17 protein-coding genes are annotated in these 19,094 nt (G+C 44.7%); 5 read left to right on the forward strand and 12 right to left on the reverse strand.

Going from position 1 to position 19,094, the window contains the following annotated elements:
- Window positions 1–199: 199 nt before the first annotated feature.
- The 3 genes from DKT75_RS00220 to DKT75_RS00230 all read right to left on the reverse strand — a co-directional run bounded on the left by DKT75_RS00220 (window position 200) and on the right by DKT75_RS00230 (window position 2,447).
- Entirely contained in the window at window positions 200–511 is a 312-nt protein-coding gene (locus tag DKT75_RS00220; protein ID WP_109821425.1) for a transposase, read from the reverse strand.
- A 65-nt stretch (window positions 512–576) separates the two neighbouring features.
- Window positions 577–1,464 (reverse strand): ATP-binding protein, encoded by an 888-nt coding sequence (locus DKT75_RS00225; RefSeq protein ID WP_109821426.1) that lies wholly within the window; start codon window positions 1,462–1,464, stop codon window positions 577–579.
- A gap of 68 nt (window positions 1,465–1,532) precedes the next feature.
- The gene (locus DKT75_RS00230) at window positions 1,533–2,447 is read right to left on the reverse strand and encodes a helix-turn-helix transcriptional regulator (protein WP_109821552.1); all 915 of its coding nucleotides are present in this window, start codon (window positions 2,445–2,447) and stop codon (window positions 1,533–1,535) included.
- 94 nt (window positions 2,448–2,541) lie between these two features.
- On the opposite strand from DKT75_RS00230, the gene dinD reads away from it, so the two are divergent.
- Window positions 2,542–3,390, forward strand: coding sequence for a DNA damage-inducible protein D (gene dinD, locus DKT75_RS00235; protein WP_109821427.1), 849 nt, complete (start codon window positions 2,542–2,544; stop codon window positions 3,388–3,390).
- A gap of 135 nt (window positions 3,391–3,525) precedes the next feature.
- On the opposite strand, the gene DKT75_RS00240 is transcribed toward dinD, so the two are convergent.
- From DKT75_RS00240 to DKT75_RS00265, 6 genes are all read right to left on the reverse strand, one after another.
- Window positions 3,526–4,935 carry a TRAP transporter large permease gene (locus DKT75_RS00240; protein WP_109821428.1) on the reverse strand — a complete coding sequence of 470 codons (1,410 nt, stop codon included), beginning with the start codon at window positions 4,933–4,935 and terminating at the stop codon, window positions 3,526–3,528.
- Window positions 4,935–5,624 (reverse strand): TRAP transporter small permease, encoded by a 690-nt coding sequence (locus tag DKT75_RS00245; RefSeq protein WP_109821429.1) that lies wholly within the window; start codon window positions 5,622–5,624, stop codon window positions 4,935–4,937. The genes DKT75_RS00240 and DKT75_RS00245 overlap by 1 nt, the downstream gene beginning before the upstream one ends.
- 130 nt (window positions 5,625–5,754) lie before the next feature.
- Window positions 5,755–6,819, reverse strand: a complete 1,065-nt coding sequence (locus DKT75_RS00250; protein ID WP_109821430.1) for a DctP family TRAP transporter solute-binding subunit — start codon at window positions 6,817–6,819, stop codon at window positions 5,755–5,757.
- Window positions 6,820–7,062: 243 nt separating this feature from the next.
- Entirely contained in the window at window positions 7,063–8,421 is a 1,359-nt protein-coding gene (locus DKT75_RS00255) for a sigma-54-dependent transcriptional regulator (RefSeq protein WP_109821431.1), read from the reverse strand.
- A 9-nt stretch (window positions 8,422–8,430) separates the two neighbouring features.
- Complete coding sequence (locus DKT75_RS00260; RefSeq protein ID WP_109821432.1) at window positions 8,431–10,275, reverse strand: sensor histidine kinase; 1,845 nt, start codon at window positions 10,273–10,275, stop codon at window positions 8,431–8,433.
- A gap of 42 nt (window positions 10,276–10,317) precedes the next feature.
- Window positions 10,318–11,079 carry a hypothetical protein gene (locus tag DKT75_RS00265; protein ID WP_109821433.1) on the reverse strand — a complete coding sequence of 254 codons (762 nt, stop codon included), beginning with the start codon at window positions 11,077–11,079 and terminating at the stop codon, window positions 10,318–10,320.
- A 178-nt stretch (window positions 11,080–11,257) separates the two neighbouring features.
- Between DKT75_RS00265 and mgrA the strand changes: the two genes are divergently transcribed.
- Window positions 11,258–12,274 carry an L-glyceraldehyde 3-phosphate reductase gene (gene mgrA, locus DKT75_RS00270; RefSeq protein WP_109821434.1) on the forward strand — a complete coding sequence of 339 codons (1,017 nt, stop codon included), beginning with the start codon at window positions 11,258–11,260 and terminating at the stop codon, window positions 12,272–12,274.
- A 12-nt stretch (window positions 12,275–12,286) separates the two neighbouring features.
- Here mgrA and DKT75_RS00275 read toward each other — a convergent pair whose 3' ends face one another.
- Window positions 12,287–12,679, reverse strand: a complete 393-nt coding sequence (locus DKT75_RS00275) for a hypothetical protein (protein WP_109821435.1) — start codon at window positions 12,677–12,679, stop codon at window positions 12,287–12,289.
- 166 nt (window positions 12,680–12,845) lie between these two features.
- On the opposite strand from DKT75_RS00275, the gene hrpB reads away from it, so the two are divergent.
- Complete coding sequence (gene hrpB / locus DKT75_RS00280; RefSeq protein ID WP_109821436.1) at window positions 12,846–15,407, forward strand: ATP-dependent helicase HrpB; 2,562 nt, start codon at window positions 12,846–12,848, stop codon at window positions 15,405–15,407.
- Here the strand turns inward: hrpB and trmA are convergent.
- Window positions 15,388–16,506 (reverse strand): tRNA (uridine(54)-C5)-methyltransferase TrmA, encoded by a 1,119-nt coding sequence (trmA, locus tag DKT75_RS00285; protein WP_109821437.1) that lies wholly within the window; start codon window positions 16,504–16,506, stop codon window positions 15,388–15,390. The genes hrpB and trmA overlap by 20 nt on opposite strands.
- A 190-nt stretch (window positions 16,507–16,696) precedes the next feature.
- Here trmA and DKT75_RS00290 point away from each other — a divergent pair, with 190 nt between their 5' ends.
- Window positions 16,697–17,632 carry an NAD(P)-dependent oxidoreductase gene (locus DKT75_RS00290; protein WP_281271397.1) on the forward strand — a complete coding sequence of 312 codons (936 nt, stop codon included), beginning with the start codon at window positions 16,697–16,699 and terminating at the stop codon, window positions 17,630–17,632.
- Window positions 17,633–17,693: 61 nt separating this feature from the next.
- Here DKT75_RS00290 and DKT75_RS00295 read toward each other — a convergent pair whose 3' ends face one another.
- Entirely contained in the window at window positions 17,694–18,215 is a 522-nt protein-coding gene (locus DKT75_RS00295) for a DUF2306 domain-containing protein (protein WP_109821439.1), read from the reverse strand.
- An 88-nt stretch (window positions 18,216–18,303) separates the two neighbouring features.
- On the opposite strand from DKT75_RS00295, the gene DKT75_RS00300 reads away from it, so the two are divergent.
- Complete coding sequence (locus DKT75_RS00300; RefSeq protein WP_158278761.1) at window positions 18,304–19,086, forward strand: LytTR family DNA-binding domain-containing protein; 783 nt, start codon at window positions 18,304–18,306, stop codon at window positions 19,084–19,086.
- The last annotated feature ends 8 nt before the right edge of the window (window positions 19,087–19,094 follow it).

Below are 19,094 nucleotides of genomic sequence, written 5' to 3' on the forward strand. Positions count from 1 at the left end.
CTAACAAGCAGTGTAACTAAGCTTCGCTGACCTGCTGACCCTCCACTTAGGCCAAACCAGCGCTTGAGCTCCGCGATCAGTTTAAGGCGTTGTGGTGAAACAGTTTTAGATGGTTTGCACCAGTAACGGTAACTACTTCGGTTGACCGCCAATACTCGACATAAACGGCTGACACTGTGGCTCTCTTGCTGCTGACGGATCAGCGCAAACCTTTGATTGAGTCCTGCATCAAGAGAGCTGAAGCCTTTTTTAGGATGTCGTTATCGCCTTCCAACCGTTTGATTTTACGTTCAAGCTCACGAATTTTAAGTTGATCAGAGGTCAGTGGTGCAGCGCTAGAAAGCTGACCGTTACGCGCTTGTTTAAGCTGTCTTGCCCATTTATCGACCGTCGATTTTCCTAATCCTAAACTCTCTGAGACGTCCTTAACATTGCGCCCTTTATCGACGACCTCTTGAGCAACTTCAAGGCGGAACTCGGGTGAGTAGGTTGGTCTGGTTCGTTTTGTCATATTTACACCTGCTTAGTTAAAGTGAGTTTATCACCTCTAATCAGGTGGCCAAATTTAGTGTGCCACTACATAGCAACATCAAACTCTTTTTCCAAACTATTGAACGTCATTTTGGCTTGAGATCTTAAGGTTCTCTGTCTGCTTATACAGTCATCATACTGATACTTGAGTCGAACAAGCTCTGCAATATCAGGCTCACATTGACTCATAGCCTGATATGAGTCTCGATCGTTAATCCACTCTGTTAGTTTTGATGACTTGATCGTAAGTTTTGGTATTTCCTCGAAACCGGCCATACTGTTTTGCGTCAATATATTCGACAATATCTCTTTAATAGCATCAATACTCGGCTCACGTTCAAGAATCGCTGTCGTAATCAAATCAATATTCTGAATGCTCGTTCCTCTACGACAAAATGAGTAGAGTACTCTGTGTTCATTAATAATAGCTTTGCGCTTACGGTCACTAGTCTCTGTAAAGTTAAGACCACTCTGTATAATACTTTTATAATCCGCGACCCCAAACCTTTGAGAGGGATCATAGCCATCTAACTTCATTGTCCTGAACCAATCAGAAGCGGCAATTACATTTGATTTCTCATGGGTTTCACTAAAGAAAAATTTATCATCGTATGGTTGTTTCATGAAGCAAAAGCGCAGTGCGTTATCCCCACGAAAGATGACAACAAGATTTTTCTCAGACTCACGCTCGTATTCAAAAATGATGTAACTTGTAGATCTCGGCAGGTAATAATCTACAAATGATTTATTTGTACCACTTTGCCTGACAAGCTGCCCTGGTGCGGCTCCAAAGAATAGCGGTAATACACGCAGCATTGTTGTTTTTCCAAAGCCATTATCACCATTGAGGTTAGTATTCCCTTGCAGGTTCACAATGGCTCTTTTCCCCGTAGAGTAGGAGTCAATGAATACTAATTTTGTAAGTCTGAACATGAGGTACCACCAATTAAAATATAATGCTTCATCAAATCTAATTTTTAAGTTATTTTATTTACTACTCATCAAGTTTCGACATCTCTCTGATACCCCAAAGCCAATACCGCACTATTAACCCCATAAAGCGCCAACACATCCCGCAACCACAATCGACACCCAAGATCCTCAATACGGTGGTCACTTGAACAATCCACCTGCCACTGCCGCAACACATACCCTGCCATTGTCGCCCGCATTTTCAAATGCAATATCCCATTCACCATCCCATAATCCCGCTCAATAATCTCTGGGTGAGGCCGATCAGGATGCGCAACAATATCCAGCTCCACAACGCGATTCCATTGGTGATCTTGTTCCAGTAATTCGTTCTTAGCCAGCAAGCTGTCTGTCAATAACTGCGTAGATTCCATACGCGTAAACACAAAGTCCCGAAACTCCCCAGACTTACGGTCAAAAGCACGCACATGCCAGCGCAGACCGTCATTGGCTAAAGCAAATGGCACAACTTCTCGTTTTGATAGTCCGCTAGAATGTGAGAAGTAGCGCATCTTCACGGCTTTATGCTGATGTATCGCCCGAGTCACTGGAGCCAGAATATCCGCCGAAGGGCGATTCAACATCGGAGGAAGTTCACACGATAACAAAGCATCTTGCACCTGACCGATACCATCCCCAAAGCCACGCGATAACATCAGCAATACGCGTTCAATGTTGTGTTCAAATATGGGCTTGAATGCTTTACCTAATACGTAGGTTTTACGGCTGCCTTCAAAATCAATATTGTCAGGACACTGTTCACGGTACAGCGTGAAGTCACGGGTTGCTGCGGCTGGCGCAATACTGAAGCGCTCCATAAGGTCTTGTCTGCGTATATCTCCGAGAAAAAATAAGCGAAACTCGATATAAGCTAGACGCTCTCGTTGCGCTAAACTGGAGCTGCTGATTTTTTCAGATGAAGTGTTGGTAGTTGACTGTTTCATGTACAACATTATGCTTTTCTATATTATATAATACAAGCTAAACAATTATGTTATATCATCAATTTGATTACAACATTAAAACCACGGTCCGATTATGAAGAAAGAGCAGTTATATGAACTAACCTCAACGTTTGAGGTGCATGCACAAACCACTGAAAATGAGGTGGAATTTTGGCTGGCTCGTGACCTCCAACACTTGTTGGGTTATGCCGAATGGCGTAATTTCACCTTAGCTATTAGTAAGGCAAAAACTGCTTGTGAGGTATCTGGTCACGCCATCACAGACCATTTTGTTGACGTCAACAAAATGGTCGAACTTGGTTCGGGTAGCACACGTGAAGTTGATGACATCATGCTCACACGTTATGCCTGTTACCTGGTCGCACAAAATGGTGATCCGCGTAAGCAGGAGATAGCTTTTGCCCAGACTTACTTTGCCATGCAAACTCGTAAAGCTGAGCTGATTGAGCAACGACTGTTAGCAATGGAACGTGTTTCAGCTCGCAAAAAACTAGCTGAAACAGAAAAGGAGCTTTCCCAAGTTATCTATGAGCAAACAGGTGATAATAAAAACTTTGCGTTAATCCGCAGCAAAGGCGATACCGCACTATTTGGCAAGCCGACCCAATCAATGAAGACTCAATGGAAGGTTCCTGACAACCGCCCGCTAGCTGACTTTGCACCGACGATTATTCTTAAAGCCAAAGACTTCGCGACGGAAATAACCATTTTTAACGCTAAATCCCACGGGATGGGAACGGAATCAGCAATTTCCAATGAGCACATTACTAACAACAAGGCGGTTCGTAACACATTAATCGAGCGTGGTATCCATCCTGAAAACTTACCACCCGCCGAGGATGTCAAAAAAGTAGCGCGTCGTCTTAAATCTGAAGAGAAAAAATCGCTCAATAAGCCAGATGTATTGGATAGTGACGTATGACCTCTCAATATGCCTGTCTCACCCGAAACCAACTAAGTAATCCCCAAAGCCAAAAAACCGTATTAACATCACAAAGTCCTTCGAGCAAAACTCGTGAACGGCGTGACGCTAATACGGTTCCGACCGCAAAAGAACTTACTTAAGCACCAACTCCGGCCCCATGAAGTGGTTTGGCAAGAACGTCGACAACCAAGGAATGTAAGTCACCATAATCAGGAAGACAAACAAGATCACCAAGAACGGAAGCGCTGCACGAACAACGGCCATCATCGGCATACCCGCGACTCCACTGGTCACAAACAGATTGAGTCCAACCGGCGGCGTGATCATCCCTATTTCCATATTCACCACCATGATAATACCAAGGTGAATCGGATCAATACCTAGCTCCATCGCTATCGGGAACACAAGTGGTGCAACGATAACCAACAAGCCAGACGGCTCCATGAACTGTCCACCAATCAGCAAAATCACATTCACCACGACTAGGAACATAATCGGTCCAAGACCCGCAGCCAACATTGCTGCTGTAATCTGCTGAGGAATCTGCTCATCCGTTAGTACGTGCTTCAAGATCAACGCATTGGCAATGATAAACATCAGCGTCACGGTCAACTTACCCGCTTCAAACAATGTCTTGCGCGTGTCTTTATGCAGCATCGAAGGAATCAGATAAACAATACCCTCAACAACATATCTAACTATTCGTAGTAATAGCTCCTTAAATGATTTCGTTGGTGCTAACTCTTTATTCGCTAGAGGCCCCATATCTCGATAGATAAGGTTCGAAATTAGGAATGCGTAAATCGCAGCAACCGCAGCGGCTTCTGTTGGTGTAAAGATTCCACCATAGATACCACCCAGAATAATAACGATGAGGAATAAACCCCAACCAGCTTCTGTACCTGCGCTAAAGATTTCAGGCCAACCCGCCCACTTACCTTTAGGCATATTACGAATACGTGCAATGATATAAATCGCCAGCATCAACATGAAACCTGCAAGCAATCCAGGAATCACACCCGCCAAGAACATACGTCCCACTGACACATCAACCGATGACGCGTAAACAACCATAACGATTGAAGGTGGGATCAAAATACCTAGCGTACCCGCATTACAAATAACACCTGCGGCAAATTCTTTGGTGTAACCCGCTTGACGCATACCGGCAATAACGATTCCACCAATAGCAACAACCGTCGCTGGTGAAGAGCCAGAAAGTGCGGCAAAAAGCATACAAGCAAATACACCCGCAATCGCTAGACCACCGTGAAAGTGACCTACACACGCAATCGAGAAACGAATGATTCGCTTCGCTACGCCACCGGTAGACATGAAACTGGAGGCTAAGATAAAGAACGGAATAGCCAATAACGTATAATGTGCGGCCATCGCTTGGTATAGCGTCTGAGCAACAGATGCTAGTGACGTATCAGACAGTACCAATAAGAATATGATTGAACTGAAACCCAGTGCTACCGCAATAGGCACACCCAATAACAACAGCCCGATAATTAAGCCAAATAGAATTGCAACTTCCATTATTTCTCACCCCTTTCGCGCGCTAACTCATCAAGCTCGTCTTCAACTTCGTGACTGGCAATAAAACCGTCTGCCGTGCCTTTGTAAACACGAACGGTTGCTTGAACCAAACGGAACAAAAATAGTGCAACACCAAACGGTAAAATTGTATACGGGATAAAACGTGGCAGTTTTTCATACGCTTCACCTTCATTCATACTGACTTCAAGGAAGCGTAAGAACTCAGGAAACGGAATATCTTCAACTTCATACCACGCCTTCGCTAAAAACTTTTCCTGAAAACCTTCAGGAAACCAACGCCCTTCTGTTCCCGGTAAGTTAGCGAAGTTTGCCCAGTAATCCCATGCACCCTTCATCAGTAACAAGGCATAGGCAATACAAATAGCGCCCACTAACAAGGCAATAGTGCGGCGTACCTTTGGCGGAAAATAAGTAATTAATGCATCAACTCCTAAGTGGGCGGTGACTTTTACGCAATAGCTCATGCCAAAAAGCACCAACCATGCAAATAGAATCGCTGTCGCTTCTAAGCCCCAAATGAGGCCGCCATCAAATCCATAGCGAAGCACAACGTTAACGAATGTGATAAGTGTCATCAGGCCGAGAATCACAGCAATCCCATTTTCTTCAAATGAGTTTACCCAGCGACCGATAAAACCTTTAGGTGTTGCCTGAGTAGTTGAACTCATAGCTCCCTCTCTTTTCAGGTATTTCTAAAAAACACAGCTCTGACAACATAGGCCGCCAGAGCTGAATTTAGACTAATATTAAGCAAGCTGATAAAACACAAAACAGTGCCTTATCAGAGGGTCTTAATACTTACTTCAATGAGCTACGTAGTGCTTGAATCTGTGACTCAAGACCCGCAATCTGATCCATTACGCCATTGATTTTTTGTGCAGCATCGATGTTTTCTTTACCAACATCACCTTCAAACTGAGTCCATACTGGCTTCATTGCAGCCACCCACTCCGCACGCTGTGCTTCGTTCAATGTACGAACAACACCACCAGCAGCGATGACCGATGCTTTAGCTGCTTGGTTTACATTGAAAGACTCTGCATTACGCGCTTCAGTCACTTCAGCGATAATCTTCAAGAACTGCTCACGAACGTCAGGCTTTAAAGAGTCAAGGAACTCTGTTGATGTCACCAACATGTAGTCCAAGATACCGTGGTTTGTTTCAGTTGTTCCGTCCTGTACTTCAAAGAATTTCTTACCAAAGATGTTAGACCATGTGTTTGCCTGCCCATCAACAACACCAGTTTGTAGTGCACCGTATACTTCAGAGAAAGACATTGCTTGTGGGCTTGCACCGATTGCCGCCATCTGTGCTTTCAACACGTCAGAAGATTGAACACGGAACTTCAAACCTTTAGCGTCAGTAGGAACCATCAGAGGCTTGTTAGCAGACATCTGCTTCATACCATTATGCCAGAACGCTAGACCTTGAAGGCCACGACGCTGCATGCCATCTTTTAACTTTTGACCCGCTTCAGACTGTTGAAATGCGTTAACCGCTTCAACGTTGTTGAACATGAAAGGAAGGTCAAAGATACGGTATTTCTTAGTGAATTTTTCAAACTTAGAAAGGCTTGGTGCCGCTAATTGAACGTCGCCCTGAAGCATTGCTTCTAGAACTTGATCATCGTTATATAGCGTTGTGTTTGGGAATACTTCGATACACATCTTACCGTTCATTTCTTCATTGACACGCTTTTGAAGTAATGAAGCTGCGATACCCTTAGGGTGCTTGTCAGTATTTGTTACGTGGCTAAATTTAACTTTAACTTCGCCGTCTTGGCATGCATCAGCCGCATAAGCAGATGTTGCACCTGCCATTAAAACGCCACTAACCATTACAGATAACATTAATTTACGCATTGATTCCTCTCCTTTTTGAACATTTTCTTAGTAACAAGATTACTAAGTGCAACCTTATGAACATGTTAACAACTGGGGGAAACTATAAATAGAACTATAAACCGCGCTTAGATTTAACCACTTAAACTACTGAAAAATATAAACTTAGTTCATAAACTCTGTTTTAACCGCTCAAGCTTCCGTATAGAAACCTACACAAACGGCTACAGCCTCGTGTATAGATTGTTACACAGTGCTTAAAACTTACTTGTTTGCGAGCTTTGTTGAATCGATATCATGCTTTTGGATTTTGTCGTACAGCGTCTTTCGAGATACGCCTAGCACCTCATAAGTCGCTTTCAAACTCCCTTGCTGCTCACGAATACAATATTCAATCACCTGTTTTTCAAAGGCATTGACCTTCTCAGCCAAGGTGCCATGCTCAGGCATGATTTCGTGCTGTGGTTGGAGTAATGTTGTAGGCACACCGAGCGCATAACGCGATGCGACATTTTGCAACTCACGCACATTACCCGGCCAGTCATGCGCAACGAGTGACGCGATCACATCAGAGGACACCTCGGGCGCATCACGCTTATGTAAGACAGACGCTTGGTTAACAAAGTGCTGAAATAATAAAGCAATATCATCCGGTCTCTCGCGCAGTGGCGGCACCTGCAAACTCAATACATTCAATCGATAATATAAGTCTTCACGGAAGCGCCCTGCTTTGCACTCTTCTAGCAAGTCTACTTTACTCGCGGCCAATACCACGACATCAATAGGCACTTCATCATTAGAGCCTAAACGAACCACTACGCGGTCCTGCAACACGCGTAATAACTTAATTTGTAACTCTAGCGGCATGCTTTCTATTTCATCGAGAAACAAGGTGCCGCCATTGGCATGTTCAAACTTACCAATGCGCTGCTCAGTCGCTCCGACAAACGCACCCGCCTCATGACCAAACAATTCACTTTCGATAATATTGGCTGGCAAACTACCGCAGTTAATCGCGACAAAACGCTTATTCGCTCGCATACTAAACTGGTGTAAACAGCGTGCGACGAGGTCTTTACCGACACCTGTTTCTCCATTGATTAGGATATCAATATCGATATCGGCTAAGTTTAAAATCTGTTTTCTTAAGGACACTATTTGCGGGTTAGTACCGATCAACTTTTTGTCTAAGTTATTGGCACCGACAAGCTTTTGACGCAGGCGACGATTTTCTAGTACCAGATGACGCTTTTCCATAGCACGCTTAACTGCGTCCACTAACATGTCAGATGGGAATGGCTTTTCGATAAAATCGTAAGCCCCATCGCGCATCGCTTGCACCGCCATTGGCACATCACCATGACCACTAATGAGTATCACGGGTAGCTCGGCATCAAGCGCCAATATCTCAGACATTAACTCAAGACCATCCATGCCTGGCATACGAATGTCCGTGACAACGATGCCTGCCCAGTCTTGACCTAACGCATCCAACACACCTTCCGCAGAAGCAAAACTTTGTACGGTTAACCCTGCTAACTCCAGAGCTTGGGTGCAGGCATGCCTAAGATGTTTTTCATCATCCACTAAAATAATAGACTGCTGAAACTGTGCCTCTTGCATAACCTCGCCCTACGTTGATTTCTTTAAAATAATGGTAAACAGCGCCCCACCTAATGGACTGTCACCAATAAGAATCTTGCCACCAAACTGATCAACAATGCCATAAGTAATCGACAAACCTAATCCCATCCCTTCGCCCACCGATTTGGTGGAATAAAAAGGATCAAATACATGTTCACGCAATGCTTGAGGCACACCCGTACCGGTATCTGAAATACTTATGTGAACAGTGTCACCTTGTTCGTGCGTACTTATCTGTAACTGCCTGACGTCACTGCTACGCATCGAGTCAAACGCATTGGAGAAAAGGTTTACAAACACTTGCTGCAAACGCACATCGCCTGCAACCACCACGGGTGACGGCTCAGTCATGTTATTGATAATGTCGATAGACTCGGTTTGAATGCGTTCTTTCATCAAGATTAAAGTGTCATTAAGCACTTCTGCAACCACCACTGGACGCATTGAAATAGACTCATCGCGGGCATAGGTTCGTAGGTTTTTGATAATGCGATCCATGCGATCAACTAGCTCGCTGATCAACTGCAAATTATCACTGGCGGTTTCCACATTACCGCGCTCAATAAAGGCTTTGGCGTTATCAGAATAAGAACGAATGGCGGCTAATGGCTGATTTAATTCATGACTCACACCGGCTGACATTTTACCCAAGGCGGCTAACTTAGTCGCTTGTACCAAACCCGCTTGAGTGTCACGTAACGCAGACTCGGCCTGTTTACGCTCAACCACCTCAGCCTCTAACAGCTCGTTGGTTTGAGTCAGTTCTTTGGTTCTATTTTTAACTTTTTGCTCTAGCTCAAGACTGTGCGCATCCTTCATGGCCATACGCTCCGCTGAGCGACGTCTGCGCTGCACGATATTGATAACGGCTAAAAACAGACTCGCTAACACCAAAGCGGCTACCATCATGGCTAATTTAACGCGCTTGCCAACTTCTTCATCTTTAACCAACAACAGTACTTTCCAACCCTCGTCGACCATATCTACCTGCTCAACAAGGTAGTCTCTGGCATCGGAAACGATTTCCCCTCGCTCTAATGATAAGGAAAGCACACTGTCATTTACATCACGGGTTTGATTGACGATGGGCATTGGTTTTAAGGTCTTTTCACCATACTGAAAGCTATCCGCCAGCGCTTGTGTGTCATCATCAGAGAGCGACCTGAGATAGCGATAATGCCAGCTCGTGTCTGACGCAAGAAACACGATACCGTAGTCATCAATCACTAATATCTCATCGTGTGACTCTCGCCACTTTTCCTCAAGCCTCTCAACGGTTATTTTGACCGCCACGACACCAATAATTTTACCTAGGTGCCTGACTGGGTATGAAAAGAAATAACCGCGTTTATTTGACGTAATACCATAGGCAAAGTAGTTGCTACGCTGCCCCTGCATAGCTAAATTGAAATAAGGCCGGAACTCAAAGTTCTTGCCTATAAAGGTCTTTTCCTTTTGGTAATTACTGGCGGCAATGGTGTTACCCGTTGCATCCATAATGTAAATATCACTGGCATCAATCACATCGTTAATGCGTTTAAGGTCAGCGTTTAATGCTTGGATTTCTTGAGTATTAGCCGTTCCTAGCAACGCAGGAATAAGCTTTTCATCGGCAGAAATAAGTTCAGGTTGCGAGCGGTAACGCTTTAGTTCAGAGCTGATATTTGAGACAACCAACGTCAGATTATTTTTACTGCGATCACGAATGTCATCAATCGCAACCTGCTTGGTCCAATAAGCGGTTTGCCATAAAACCAAGGCGCTAAACACTACTCCAGAGATAACTAAAGTCAGGCTTATTTGAGATCGTGTTAGCTGTTTTAGTCTATCCATATCACGCCCTATTTAGCGTAAACACTATTGCTTCTACTACATTCAAAGGACATCCATGCTTTTATTAAGCCCCTCAAGGAGAAACGTTTTAAACCATAGATCGAAGGTATCCATGCTTTGCACCCAAGTGTCATCATCTGCGGTAATTTCACAAATATCATTTTCTATTTCAATATGGACTTCTTTTCTCTCAAAGTTTTGTACGTCCATAAAGCCACCAGATTTTTTTATATTCCAAAGATGTCTTTGAATTTTCTTATAGCTGTAAACCCCAAGTGGTTGCTTATATTGACTCTTTAACACAGTGCCAAGCGTGAACCTTGCACTTATGGCTGGCGACGGCTCTCGACCCCACAGAGCAGTATTTACATTTTCACAGCGTGAGTGTGTTTCTTCAATATTATCGTCTTCTAGAAATTCATTTTGATAAACAGCAGCGGTGGAGTATGTTTTACTATTCATGAACGACGTTGCGTCTGAGAGCTCGCTATCTTCGACCGAGGGATGAAGTATCAATCGATTGTCAAAAGGCGTGTGTTTTAACGCAGGAGAATAAGTGAGTACAAAAGGATTCTCTTTAGTCACCAATAACAAGGATTCCGCAGTGGTTTCATCCAGAAAAGCCTTCACCAAAGCGGTGTCATGCTTCCCACCTACCGTTACATTACACGCAATATCTTCAGGAAAAAACTTTACGTAATAAGTAAAATCGAAACCATCAAGCGGTTGCCAAGAAATAATATTTTCGGTGAGTAATGTTGGCGCAGGAACGAGTGCTTCGATTACTTGTTGTTGCAAAGTCATTAAGGTGTCTCAGTTTTTGTATTAGGTTGAATGGCTTATCCAGATAGCCTCCTCGCTACCGTGTTTTCGGTATCATATCATCGAATACGATTTATGGTTGCAGTCCAATCGGTAAGGTTTTAAGCTGAAAAAGGTTAACTAATCGTGTTCTCCAATCATCTTACAAAAGGAAAAATCGATGCCCTATTTAGCAGCCGACAACCGATATGATAGCGCTGAATATCGACGTACAGGCAAAAGTGGTTTACAGCTTCCTCCTATCTCACTCGGCCTATGGCACAACTTTGGTGGCTCTGACTCACTAGAAAACCAACGTGCAATGCTGCGCCGTGCCTTCGACCTTGGTGTCACTCATTTTGATCTTGCAAACAACTACGGCCCCCCAGCTGGCTCATCAGAAGAAAACTTTGGCCGCTTACTCAAGCAAGACTTCTTGCCTTACCGTGATGAACTCATCATCTCTAGTAAAGCAGGCTATAAAATGTGGAATGGCCCTTATGGGCAAATGGGTTCTCGTAAGTATTTACTGGCGAGTCTTGACCAAAGTCTAAAGCGCATGGGACTGGAATACGTTGATATTTTCTACTCGCATCGCTTTGACCCAGATACGCCACTAGAAGAAACCATGGGTGCGCTCGACTATGCAGTACGTTCTGGAAAAGCGTTATACGTGGGTATTTCATCTTACCCGCCAGAGCAAACGAAAGAAGCGGCACGCATTCTGAAAGAACTAGGCACACCGTGTTTGATCCACCAACCGTCTTACTCCATGTTTAACCGTTGGGTTGAAGATGGTTTGTTAGACGTGCTGGAAGATGAAGGCATCGGTTGCATCGCTTTCTCACCATTAGCACAGGGCTTACTGACTAATAAGTACCTAAATGGCGTACCTAAAGACTCACGCGCACTCAATGCCGGCAGTTTTAGAAAAGAGTTCTTAAACGAAAAGAGTCTCGGCCATGTCCGTGCGTTAAATGATATCGCACTACAACGTGGACAAAGCTTGGCTCAAATGGCAATCGCATGGGTACTACGTGACCAACGCGTCACAACCGCGTTGATTGGTGCGAGCAGCGTGAAGCAATTAGAGGAAAGTCTAGCGGCGACAAACCAACTAGACTTTGAAGCGGATGAACTTACTGCAATCGACCAACATGCTAAAGAAATGGGCGTTAACATCTGGGCTAAACGTTAACTCCCAATAGCATTATTTCTTTAGATCTTTGGGTTTTATTTCATCCTTAGGTTTTACTGCATCTTTGGGCTTGGGTGGTTGAACCGGTCTTGCCATCCTAGCCCTCTCGTCATCCAAAATAACGGTCACTCTTGGTGGCCAGTTATAACGTTTGATCTCAACAATATCGACACGCGGAACTTCTCGCTCAATGCGACCTGATCCCAATAAAAACCCCGTAGCCCCCGCTAAAAGGATAAACACCAATTGAGCGATATAGCTCATATTCGAAAGGGCAATAAGACTAACAATGATTGCCAAGAATATTGCAATCATGACTGATGAAACACGATTAGACTTAGTTATTATTCTCAATGTATCGCCTTCTTCAATGGCGTAGTGAGCTTTAATACGACGTATTGGCATACCTTTCTCCCCTTTGATAGATATAATAAATAACGGTGTACCCGTACACATTGAACATAATTGTTCATGAATAGTTCACTTTTTACGTTATATTTGAATGGCTTCGTATGGCTGATACCACAAAAAGTGTAGAATTGCCCGTACTCGCAAGCCACCTCACTATCAGATGATCTCGCTAAATTTACCCATAGAAGCCGTATTAGACACACTCAAACAACGCTTAACTGAGCGTCACGAAGTTGTGTTGGAGGCGCCCCCAGGTGCTGGTAAAACGACCTTAGTACCCCTAGCGCTGATGGATGAACCTTGGCTAGCGGGTAAGAAAATATTAATGCTAGAGCCCCGTCGTATTGCCACCAAGTCAGCGGCGCACAGAATGGCTAGCTTACTCAATGAAACTGTCGGAAAATCAATTGGTTACCGTATGCGATTGGATACTAAGAGCAGCAAGCATACTAAAGTCGAAGTGATAACAGAAGGCATACTGACACGTATGCTACAAAATGATCCATCTCTTGAGGAAGTCGGCCTAGTTATCTTCGATGAGTTTCACGAACGCAACCTAGACTCCGACTTAGCCTTAAGCCTTTGCTTAAAAGGACGCGCCCTGTTTCGCGACGAAGCCTCCGGTGATCAGCCGTTAAAGCTACTAGTCATGTCAGCAACACTCGATGGCGCAGCGGTATCCAGCCTACTGGGTGACGCGCCAATCGTACGCAGTGAAGGCCGCACCTTTCCTGTCGATATCGTTTACGGTGGCGCCAGTCAACCGCGTGAAAGAATCGTTGATCGTATGGTTGCAGCCATCAAACTAGCGGTCACCGACAACCCAGAAAGTAGCGTACTCGCTTTCCTGCCAGGCCAAGGCGAAATACACCGAACCAACGACGAATTGGCGCAGTGGTTAAGCGAACGAAAGCTGCAAGGCATTCACCTAAAACCACTCTTTGGTAACCTCTCCATTGAGGAACAACAGCAAGCCATCGCACCGCTAACAGGCAAGTTCGAGGGTGAACAGAAAGTTGTGTTAGCGACTAATATTGCCGAAACCAGCCTCACCATCGAAGGTGTTGACGTGGTTGTTGACTCAGGATTAGTGCGAGAGTCACGCTTCAACCCTTCCACTGGAATGACGGGCTTACATACCGTTAAAATATCCAATGCATCAAGCATCCAGCGCGCAGGTCGTGCCGGACGTATTAGACCCGGAAAATGTTACCGGCTTTGGTCTGAGAGCCAGCAACAACAAATGGTGCCACATGGCGGTGCTGAAATATTAAAAGCTGACCTCGCCCCATTAGCCCTCCAGTTATTACAATGGGGCGTGAATGACCCCGCAGAATTGGTCTGGCTTGATGCACCACCGAAAGGCCCGTGGCAACAAGCGATTGATTTGTTAACGTCACTCGGTGCCATCGACACCAGCAGCAAGCACTTAGCGCTCAGTAAACACGGTCAAATGATGACGCAACTGCCACTACACCCTCGCCTTGCGCACCTACTCCTGTGCGGCATGAATAACGGTTTTACTCAGCAAGCAACATACCTTGCCAGCTTGCTATCTGACCGTGACCCGTTCAGTCGCGATAACCCTGATATTGCTCATCGCCTCGACCTGTTAGTTGGCGATGTTAACTGCCCTGCACAGCATCGCGGTTGGTTATACCGAACTCAACAACTCGCGAAACAAATTGAGACTCAAGTTAAGCGATTTAACAAGCCAGACTCAAACGTCAGTTACCTTATACAACCTAAGCAAGTCACAGGCTATTTACTTGCTTGCGCTTACCCTGACCGTATTGCGCGTCGTCGTCACTCTGGTGGTTATCAACTGAGTAATGGGCGTAGTGCGAGCCTTACAGGTCATCATGCGTTAGGCAACAGTCAGTGGTTGGCCGTGGCAGAAGTCAGCAGTACCGTTGGCGGTAAAGGCGATACGATTCGCTCGGCTGCGCTGTTAGATGAGAAGCTATTTGAAACGCTACTTAGTGACCACGTGACGTTAGACACCTTTGCAGCTTGGGACAAAAAGACCCAGCGTTTTGTGGCTGAAGAACAGGAAAAAATCGGTTTATTGGTACTGCATTGTAGTGAGTTGAAAACGGTTCCTGTGGAAGCGAAACGTACCGCTCTAGTTCAACACATTCGTAAAGAAGGGTTAAGTCTGTTGCCTTGGAAACCAGAGCAGTTGCAGTGGCGTGCGCGAGTCGCGTTGTTACGCTCAGTTGATGTGTCTGGTGATTGGCCCGACGTCAGCGATGAGGCGTTGCTGGATACCTTAGAAGACTGGCTTGTGCCTTACCTCGATAACATCAAACTGCTGCAAGATTTTAAGAAGTTAAACCTTCAAGAGATACTCAGTACGTTGCTACCTTGGGATAAGCAACAACAGCTAAACCAGCTTGCACCGACTCGTTTTAAAGTACCTACTGGCTCTTCAATTGCGATTGATTATGCGGTGAATCCGCCAGTGTTAGCGGTGAAACTACAGGAGATGTTTGGTTGTGAGCAGACGCCGAGCATTGCTAATGGCAAGATTGCATTGTTGGTGCATTTGTTATCACCCGCTAAGCGACCCTTGCAGATCACCCAAGACCTAGCGGGCTTTTGGCGAACGTCTTATCACGATGTGAAAAAGGATATGAAAGGGCGCTATCCTAAGCACCCTTGGCCGGATGATCCGTTAGTGGCAGTGGCGACGAGGCGGGTTAAGCCTCGGGGGAGTTAATGGCCGTTAGGTAAATGCCACACTCCGCATGATGCGTGTAAGGGAACTGATCAAACAACGCAAACTTACTGACTTTATGAGTCTTTAACAGACTAACTAAGTTCTCGTTTAACGTGTCTGGATTACATGAGAAATACAGAATATTGTCGTACTCTTTTACCATTTCGAGTGTTGCGTCATCTAACCCTGCTCTAGGTGGATCAACCAATACTGTTCGGCAATCGTAATCACTCAGCTCGACACCCTCTAAGCGTCGAAACTTCCGCTCACCTTTTTGTGCTTGCACAAATTCTTCACTCGACATTCGTAAAATAGTTAAATTATCAATGCCATTTTGCTCAATATTATCTTGGGCCGCATACACCGATGTTTTGGATATTTCGGTCGCTAATACGCGTCTAAAGTTCTGCGCTAAGGGAACGGAGAAATTTCCCGCGCCACAGTACAACTCAAGTAAATCATGTTGTGCATTGTCTGCTTTAGTGGCATTTAGTGCCCACTCTATCATTTTGATATTCACGCCAGCATTCGGTTGAGTGAAGCTATTTTCAACCTGCTTGAATGTATAGGCCTTATCTTTAATCGTCAGCGACTCCATGACGAAATCTCTGTCCAATACAAACTTTTGTTTTTTGGCGCGACCGACGATATCGAGAGAGTATTTCTCCCTAAGTGTGGCACGTATCTTTTTGATCTCTTCAACCCATGCTTCATCCAATGCTTTGTGATAAAGCAAAGACACGAGAATCTCACCACTGACTGTCGCTAAATAATCGATTTCAAATAAACGTTTGCGCGCGATGGTGTTAGGTCGTAATAGCTCGACTAAATCGTGCATGACCTGATTAATCAACTCACTGGCAGGAGGGAAATGAGTGACCTCGTATTTATCCTTCGTCACTTGATCAAACATAATGTGCTGAAGGTCATCACCTTCGTGCCACATACGAAACTCGGCGCGCATTCGGTAACGCAAAGGAGCAGACTCAAATACTTCTAAGACAGGCATGGGTAAGTGTGCAAACTGAGTTTGAACAAAGTCTGTTTTACTTTGTAGTTGCTCAGTATAGTTTTCTGCTTTTATGTCGGTTGGCCGCATGGTCTGTCTATGGTTTGAATAAAATGGGCAAGGTAATAGGTTTTGGCGCAGACATCAAGATATGAAGAAAGCTGTGAGGGAGCTTCCAAAGAAGACAAGCCATCTCGGCTAAATATTAGTAACAACCGCAATATATTCAAACGTTCATTAACATTAAACAAAAACAAATTTGTAAATTACACGTTTACAAATTGAAACAAATTCTTCAGAATCCGTCTACACACAACATTATCTTCAGGAGTTACACATGTCTAAACCAACTATCGGTTTTATCGGTCTTGGCCTTATGGGCGGCAACATGGTCGAAAACCTACAGAACAAAGGTTACGAGCTTACTGTAATGGATCTAGACAAGGCGGCAGTGGCAGCAACCGTTGCACGTGGTGCTACCGAAGCAGCTTCTGCTAAAGAGCTTGCGGCAAACAGTGACATCGTTATGCTTTGCCTGACAACTTCTGACGTTGTTGAGAAACTTGTTTATAGCGACGACGGTATCTTAGCGGGTATTAAAGAAGGTGCTACATTGGTTGACTTCGGTACATCAATCCCAGCGTCTACTCGTAAGATCGGTGCTGACCTTGCTAAGAAAGGCGCGGGCATGATCGACGCTCCTCTAGGCCGTACTCCAGCTCACGCTAAAGACGGACTACTGAACATTATGGCGTCTGGCGACATGGCGACATTTGAAAAAGTTAAGCCTGTTCTAGATGAGCAAGGCGAGAACGTATTCCACCTTGGCGCACTAGGTGCAGGTCACACGACTAAGCTAATTAACAACTTCATGGGTATGACAACTGCGGCTGCTATGTCTCAGGCGTTTGCTGTTGCTGAGCTTGCTGGCGTTGATCGTAAGCAACTGTTCGACATCATGTCTGCTGGCCCATCTAACTCACCATTCATGAACTTCTGCAAAAACTACGCAGTTGACGGCGTAAGCGACCTTGGTTTCTCAATCGCTAATGCAAACAAAGATCTTGGTTACTTCCTAGAAATGGTAAGCGACTTAGGAACACGTGCTGAAATTGCTGAAGGTACTTCACATAACCTACAAGCTGCACTTGATGCAGGTATGGGTAACGGCAACGTTCCAGAAATATACGACTACTTCCTTAAGCTAAAGAAGTAAGTCGAATATACCCTTACTACAGTGCTGCCCCTCCCCGCTTCATTTGGCACTGTAGTAAGCTTTACTTTGATAAGAGTCTTTGGATAACAAAACCTGCAATAAGCACAATTGCTAACACCGCTGGTGATAACCACGGACTAGCCAATAGATCTATCTTATCCATTTCCCCAAAAATTCTTTCATACGTAGGCTCAATCGTCACTCGGTGCATTAAGCGACCCGGAAAGAATGACAACGTACCCGCGACACCAATCCCACCAATATACGTCGATTTCATACTTCGTTTATGATCATTAATCTGACCTACTCTTGCCTGACCTACCCCTCGATACAGTGTAATTAATACCAAGACTGAAATAATATGTATGGGGCTAAAAATCCCTACTAGCTTAATTTCGTGAATAAAAAATGATGTGAGTGATGTCACTAACATAAGCACAACCCACACCTTTCCCCAGCGTTTATGTGTAGCCGTTCCTTTACGTCGCCACAACACCACAAGACCAATAATGGCTGCTGAAACGGCGGCGAAGACATGCATCTGTATGGCGAGTGGTGAGGAAAATAGTGCGTCAAAATTCATTGTTTGTCTCTCATTTGTTAAGCTGTCTGCAGATTAGCCATATTTAGCGATGACTCAACTGAAACTACGTCAAAAGGACAAGCAATTCGTGAAGAACACACCCCTGCAACTCACGCTTCGTGAAATGAAGCAGTTAGCTACAGCTAAGTTTTTATTAGGTCTACTGGGCATTGTGTGTATTTTGACAGTGTCTGCTCCATTTCGGACTGCTGAGTTGTTCGGAACGATTCCTCTGTTCTTTTATTGGGGCGCTATTGCTAGCAGCACCTGTTTTTTAGCTATTTTTATAATTACCTACTCTGGCGAGAAGATAAAAACCTATGGAATGAGTGACAAAAAAGCACAGCTTATTGCCAGTGTTATCGCGTCTATTTTTGTGGCGTTATTGGTGTGTTTTATTAATTTCACTGTTATTGGCATTCAGGAATTTAGTTTAGGAGCATTCTTAATATTGGCTGGCCAAACGGTACTAATCTCACTTGCGGTGACTGGTATTTTTTATGTTGTAGCCAGTAGGGAAAGCAAGCAAGAAGCAATTGCTAAACCAGAAGAAAAAGCTGAATCGACCTTTTTTCAACGACTACCAAAAGCGCTAGGAACGGATGTGATTTGTCTGCGTGCGCAAGATCATTATGTGGAAGTGACGACAACACTTGGCCGTGAGTTGGTACTGATACGGTTATCAGATGCTATTCAAGAGTTGGGTGCTGAGCATGGTATTCAAACACACCGCTCTTGGTGGGTCATGAGTGGTCATGTGGTTGAGCTGCAACGGGTTAATGGTAAAGCATGCTTGGTGCTTTCTAATGGGAATGAAGTTCCGATTAGTCGTACTTATGGTGTAGCGGTTAAGGAGTTGCTTGCTAGTTGACCCACCAA

This window comes from Leucothrix arctica (assembly GCF_003172895.1).
Lineage (GTDB): Bacteria > Pseudomonadota > Gammaproteobacteria > Thiotrichales > Thiotrichaceae > Leucothrix > Leucothrix arctica.

What these genes read in the sequence shown, in the direction of transcription:
- DKT75_RS00220 (WP_109821425.1), bottom strand. Translation starts at nt 511, where the DNA reads ATGACAAAACGAACCAGACCAACCTACTCACCCGAGTTCCGCCTTGAA.
- DKT75_RS00225 (WP_109821426.1), bottom strand. Translation starts at nt 1,464, where the DNA reads ATGTTCAGACTTACAAAATTAGTATTCATTGACTCCTACTCTACGGGG.
- DKT75_RS00230 (WP_109821552.1), bottom strand. Translation starts at nt 2,447, where the DNA reads ATGAAACAGTCAACTACCAACACTTCATCTGAAAAAATCAGCAGCTCC.
- dinD (WP_109821427.1), top strand. Translation starts at nt 2,542, where the DNA reads ATGAAGAAAGAGCAGTTATATGAACTAACCTCAACGTTTGAGGTGCAT.
- DKT75_RS00240 (WP_109821428.1), bottom strand. Translation starts at nt 4,935, where the DNA reads ATGGAAGTTGCAATTCTATTTGGCTTAATTATCGGGCTGTTGTTATTG.
- DKT75_RS00245 (WP_109821429.1), bottom strand. Translation starts at nt 5,624, where the DNA reads ATGAGTTCAACTACTCAGGCAACACCTAAAGGTTTTATCGGTCGCTGG.
- DKT75_RS00250 (WP_109821430.1), bottom strand. Translation starts at nt 6,819, where the DNA reads ATGCGTAAATTAATGTTATCTGTAATGGTTAGTGGCGTTTTAATGGCA.
- DKT75_RS00255 (WP_109821431.1), bottom strand. Translation starts at nt 8,421, where the DNA reads ATGCAAGAGGCACAGTTTCAGCAGTCTATTATTTTAGTGGATGATGAA.
- DKT75_RS00260 (WP_109821432.1), bottom strand. Translation starts at nt 10,275, where the DNA reads ATGGATAGACTAAAACAGCTAACACGATCTCAAATAAGCCTGACTTTA.
- DKT75_RS00265 (WP_109821433.1), bottom strand. Translation starts at nt 11,079, where the DNA reads ATGACTTTGCAACAACAAGTAATCGAAGCACTCGTTCCTGCGCCAACA.
- mgrA (WP_109821434.1), top strand. Translation starts at nt 11,258, where the DNA reads ATGCCCTATTTAGCAGCCGACAACCGATATGATAGCGCTGAATATCGA.
- DKT75_RS00275 (WP_109821435.1), bottom strand. Translation starts at nt 12,679, where the DNA reads ATGCCAATACGTCGTATTAAAGCTCACTACGCCATTGAAGAAGGCGAT.
- hrpB (WP_109821436.1), top strand. Translation starts at nt 12,846, where the DNA reads ATGATCTCGCTAAATTTACCCATAGAAGCCGTATTAGACACACTCAAA.
- trmA (WP_109821437.1), bottom strand. Translation starts at nt 16,506, where the DNA reads ATGCGGCCAACCGACATAAAAGCAGAAAACTATACTGAGCAACTACAA.
- DKT75_RS00295 (WP_109821439.1), bottom strand. Translation starts at nt 18,215, where the DNA reads ATGAATTTTGACGCACTATTTTCCTCACCACTCGCCATACAGATGCAT.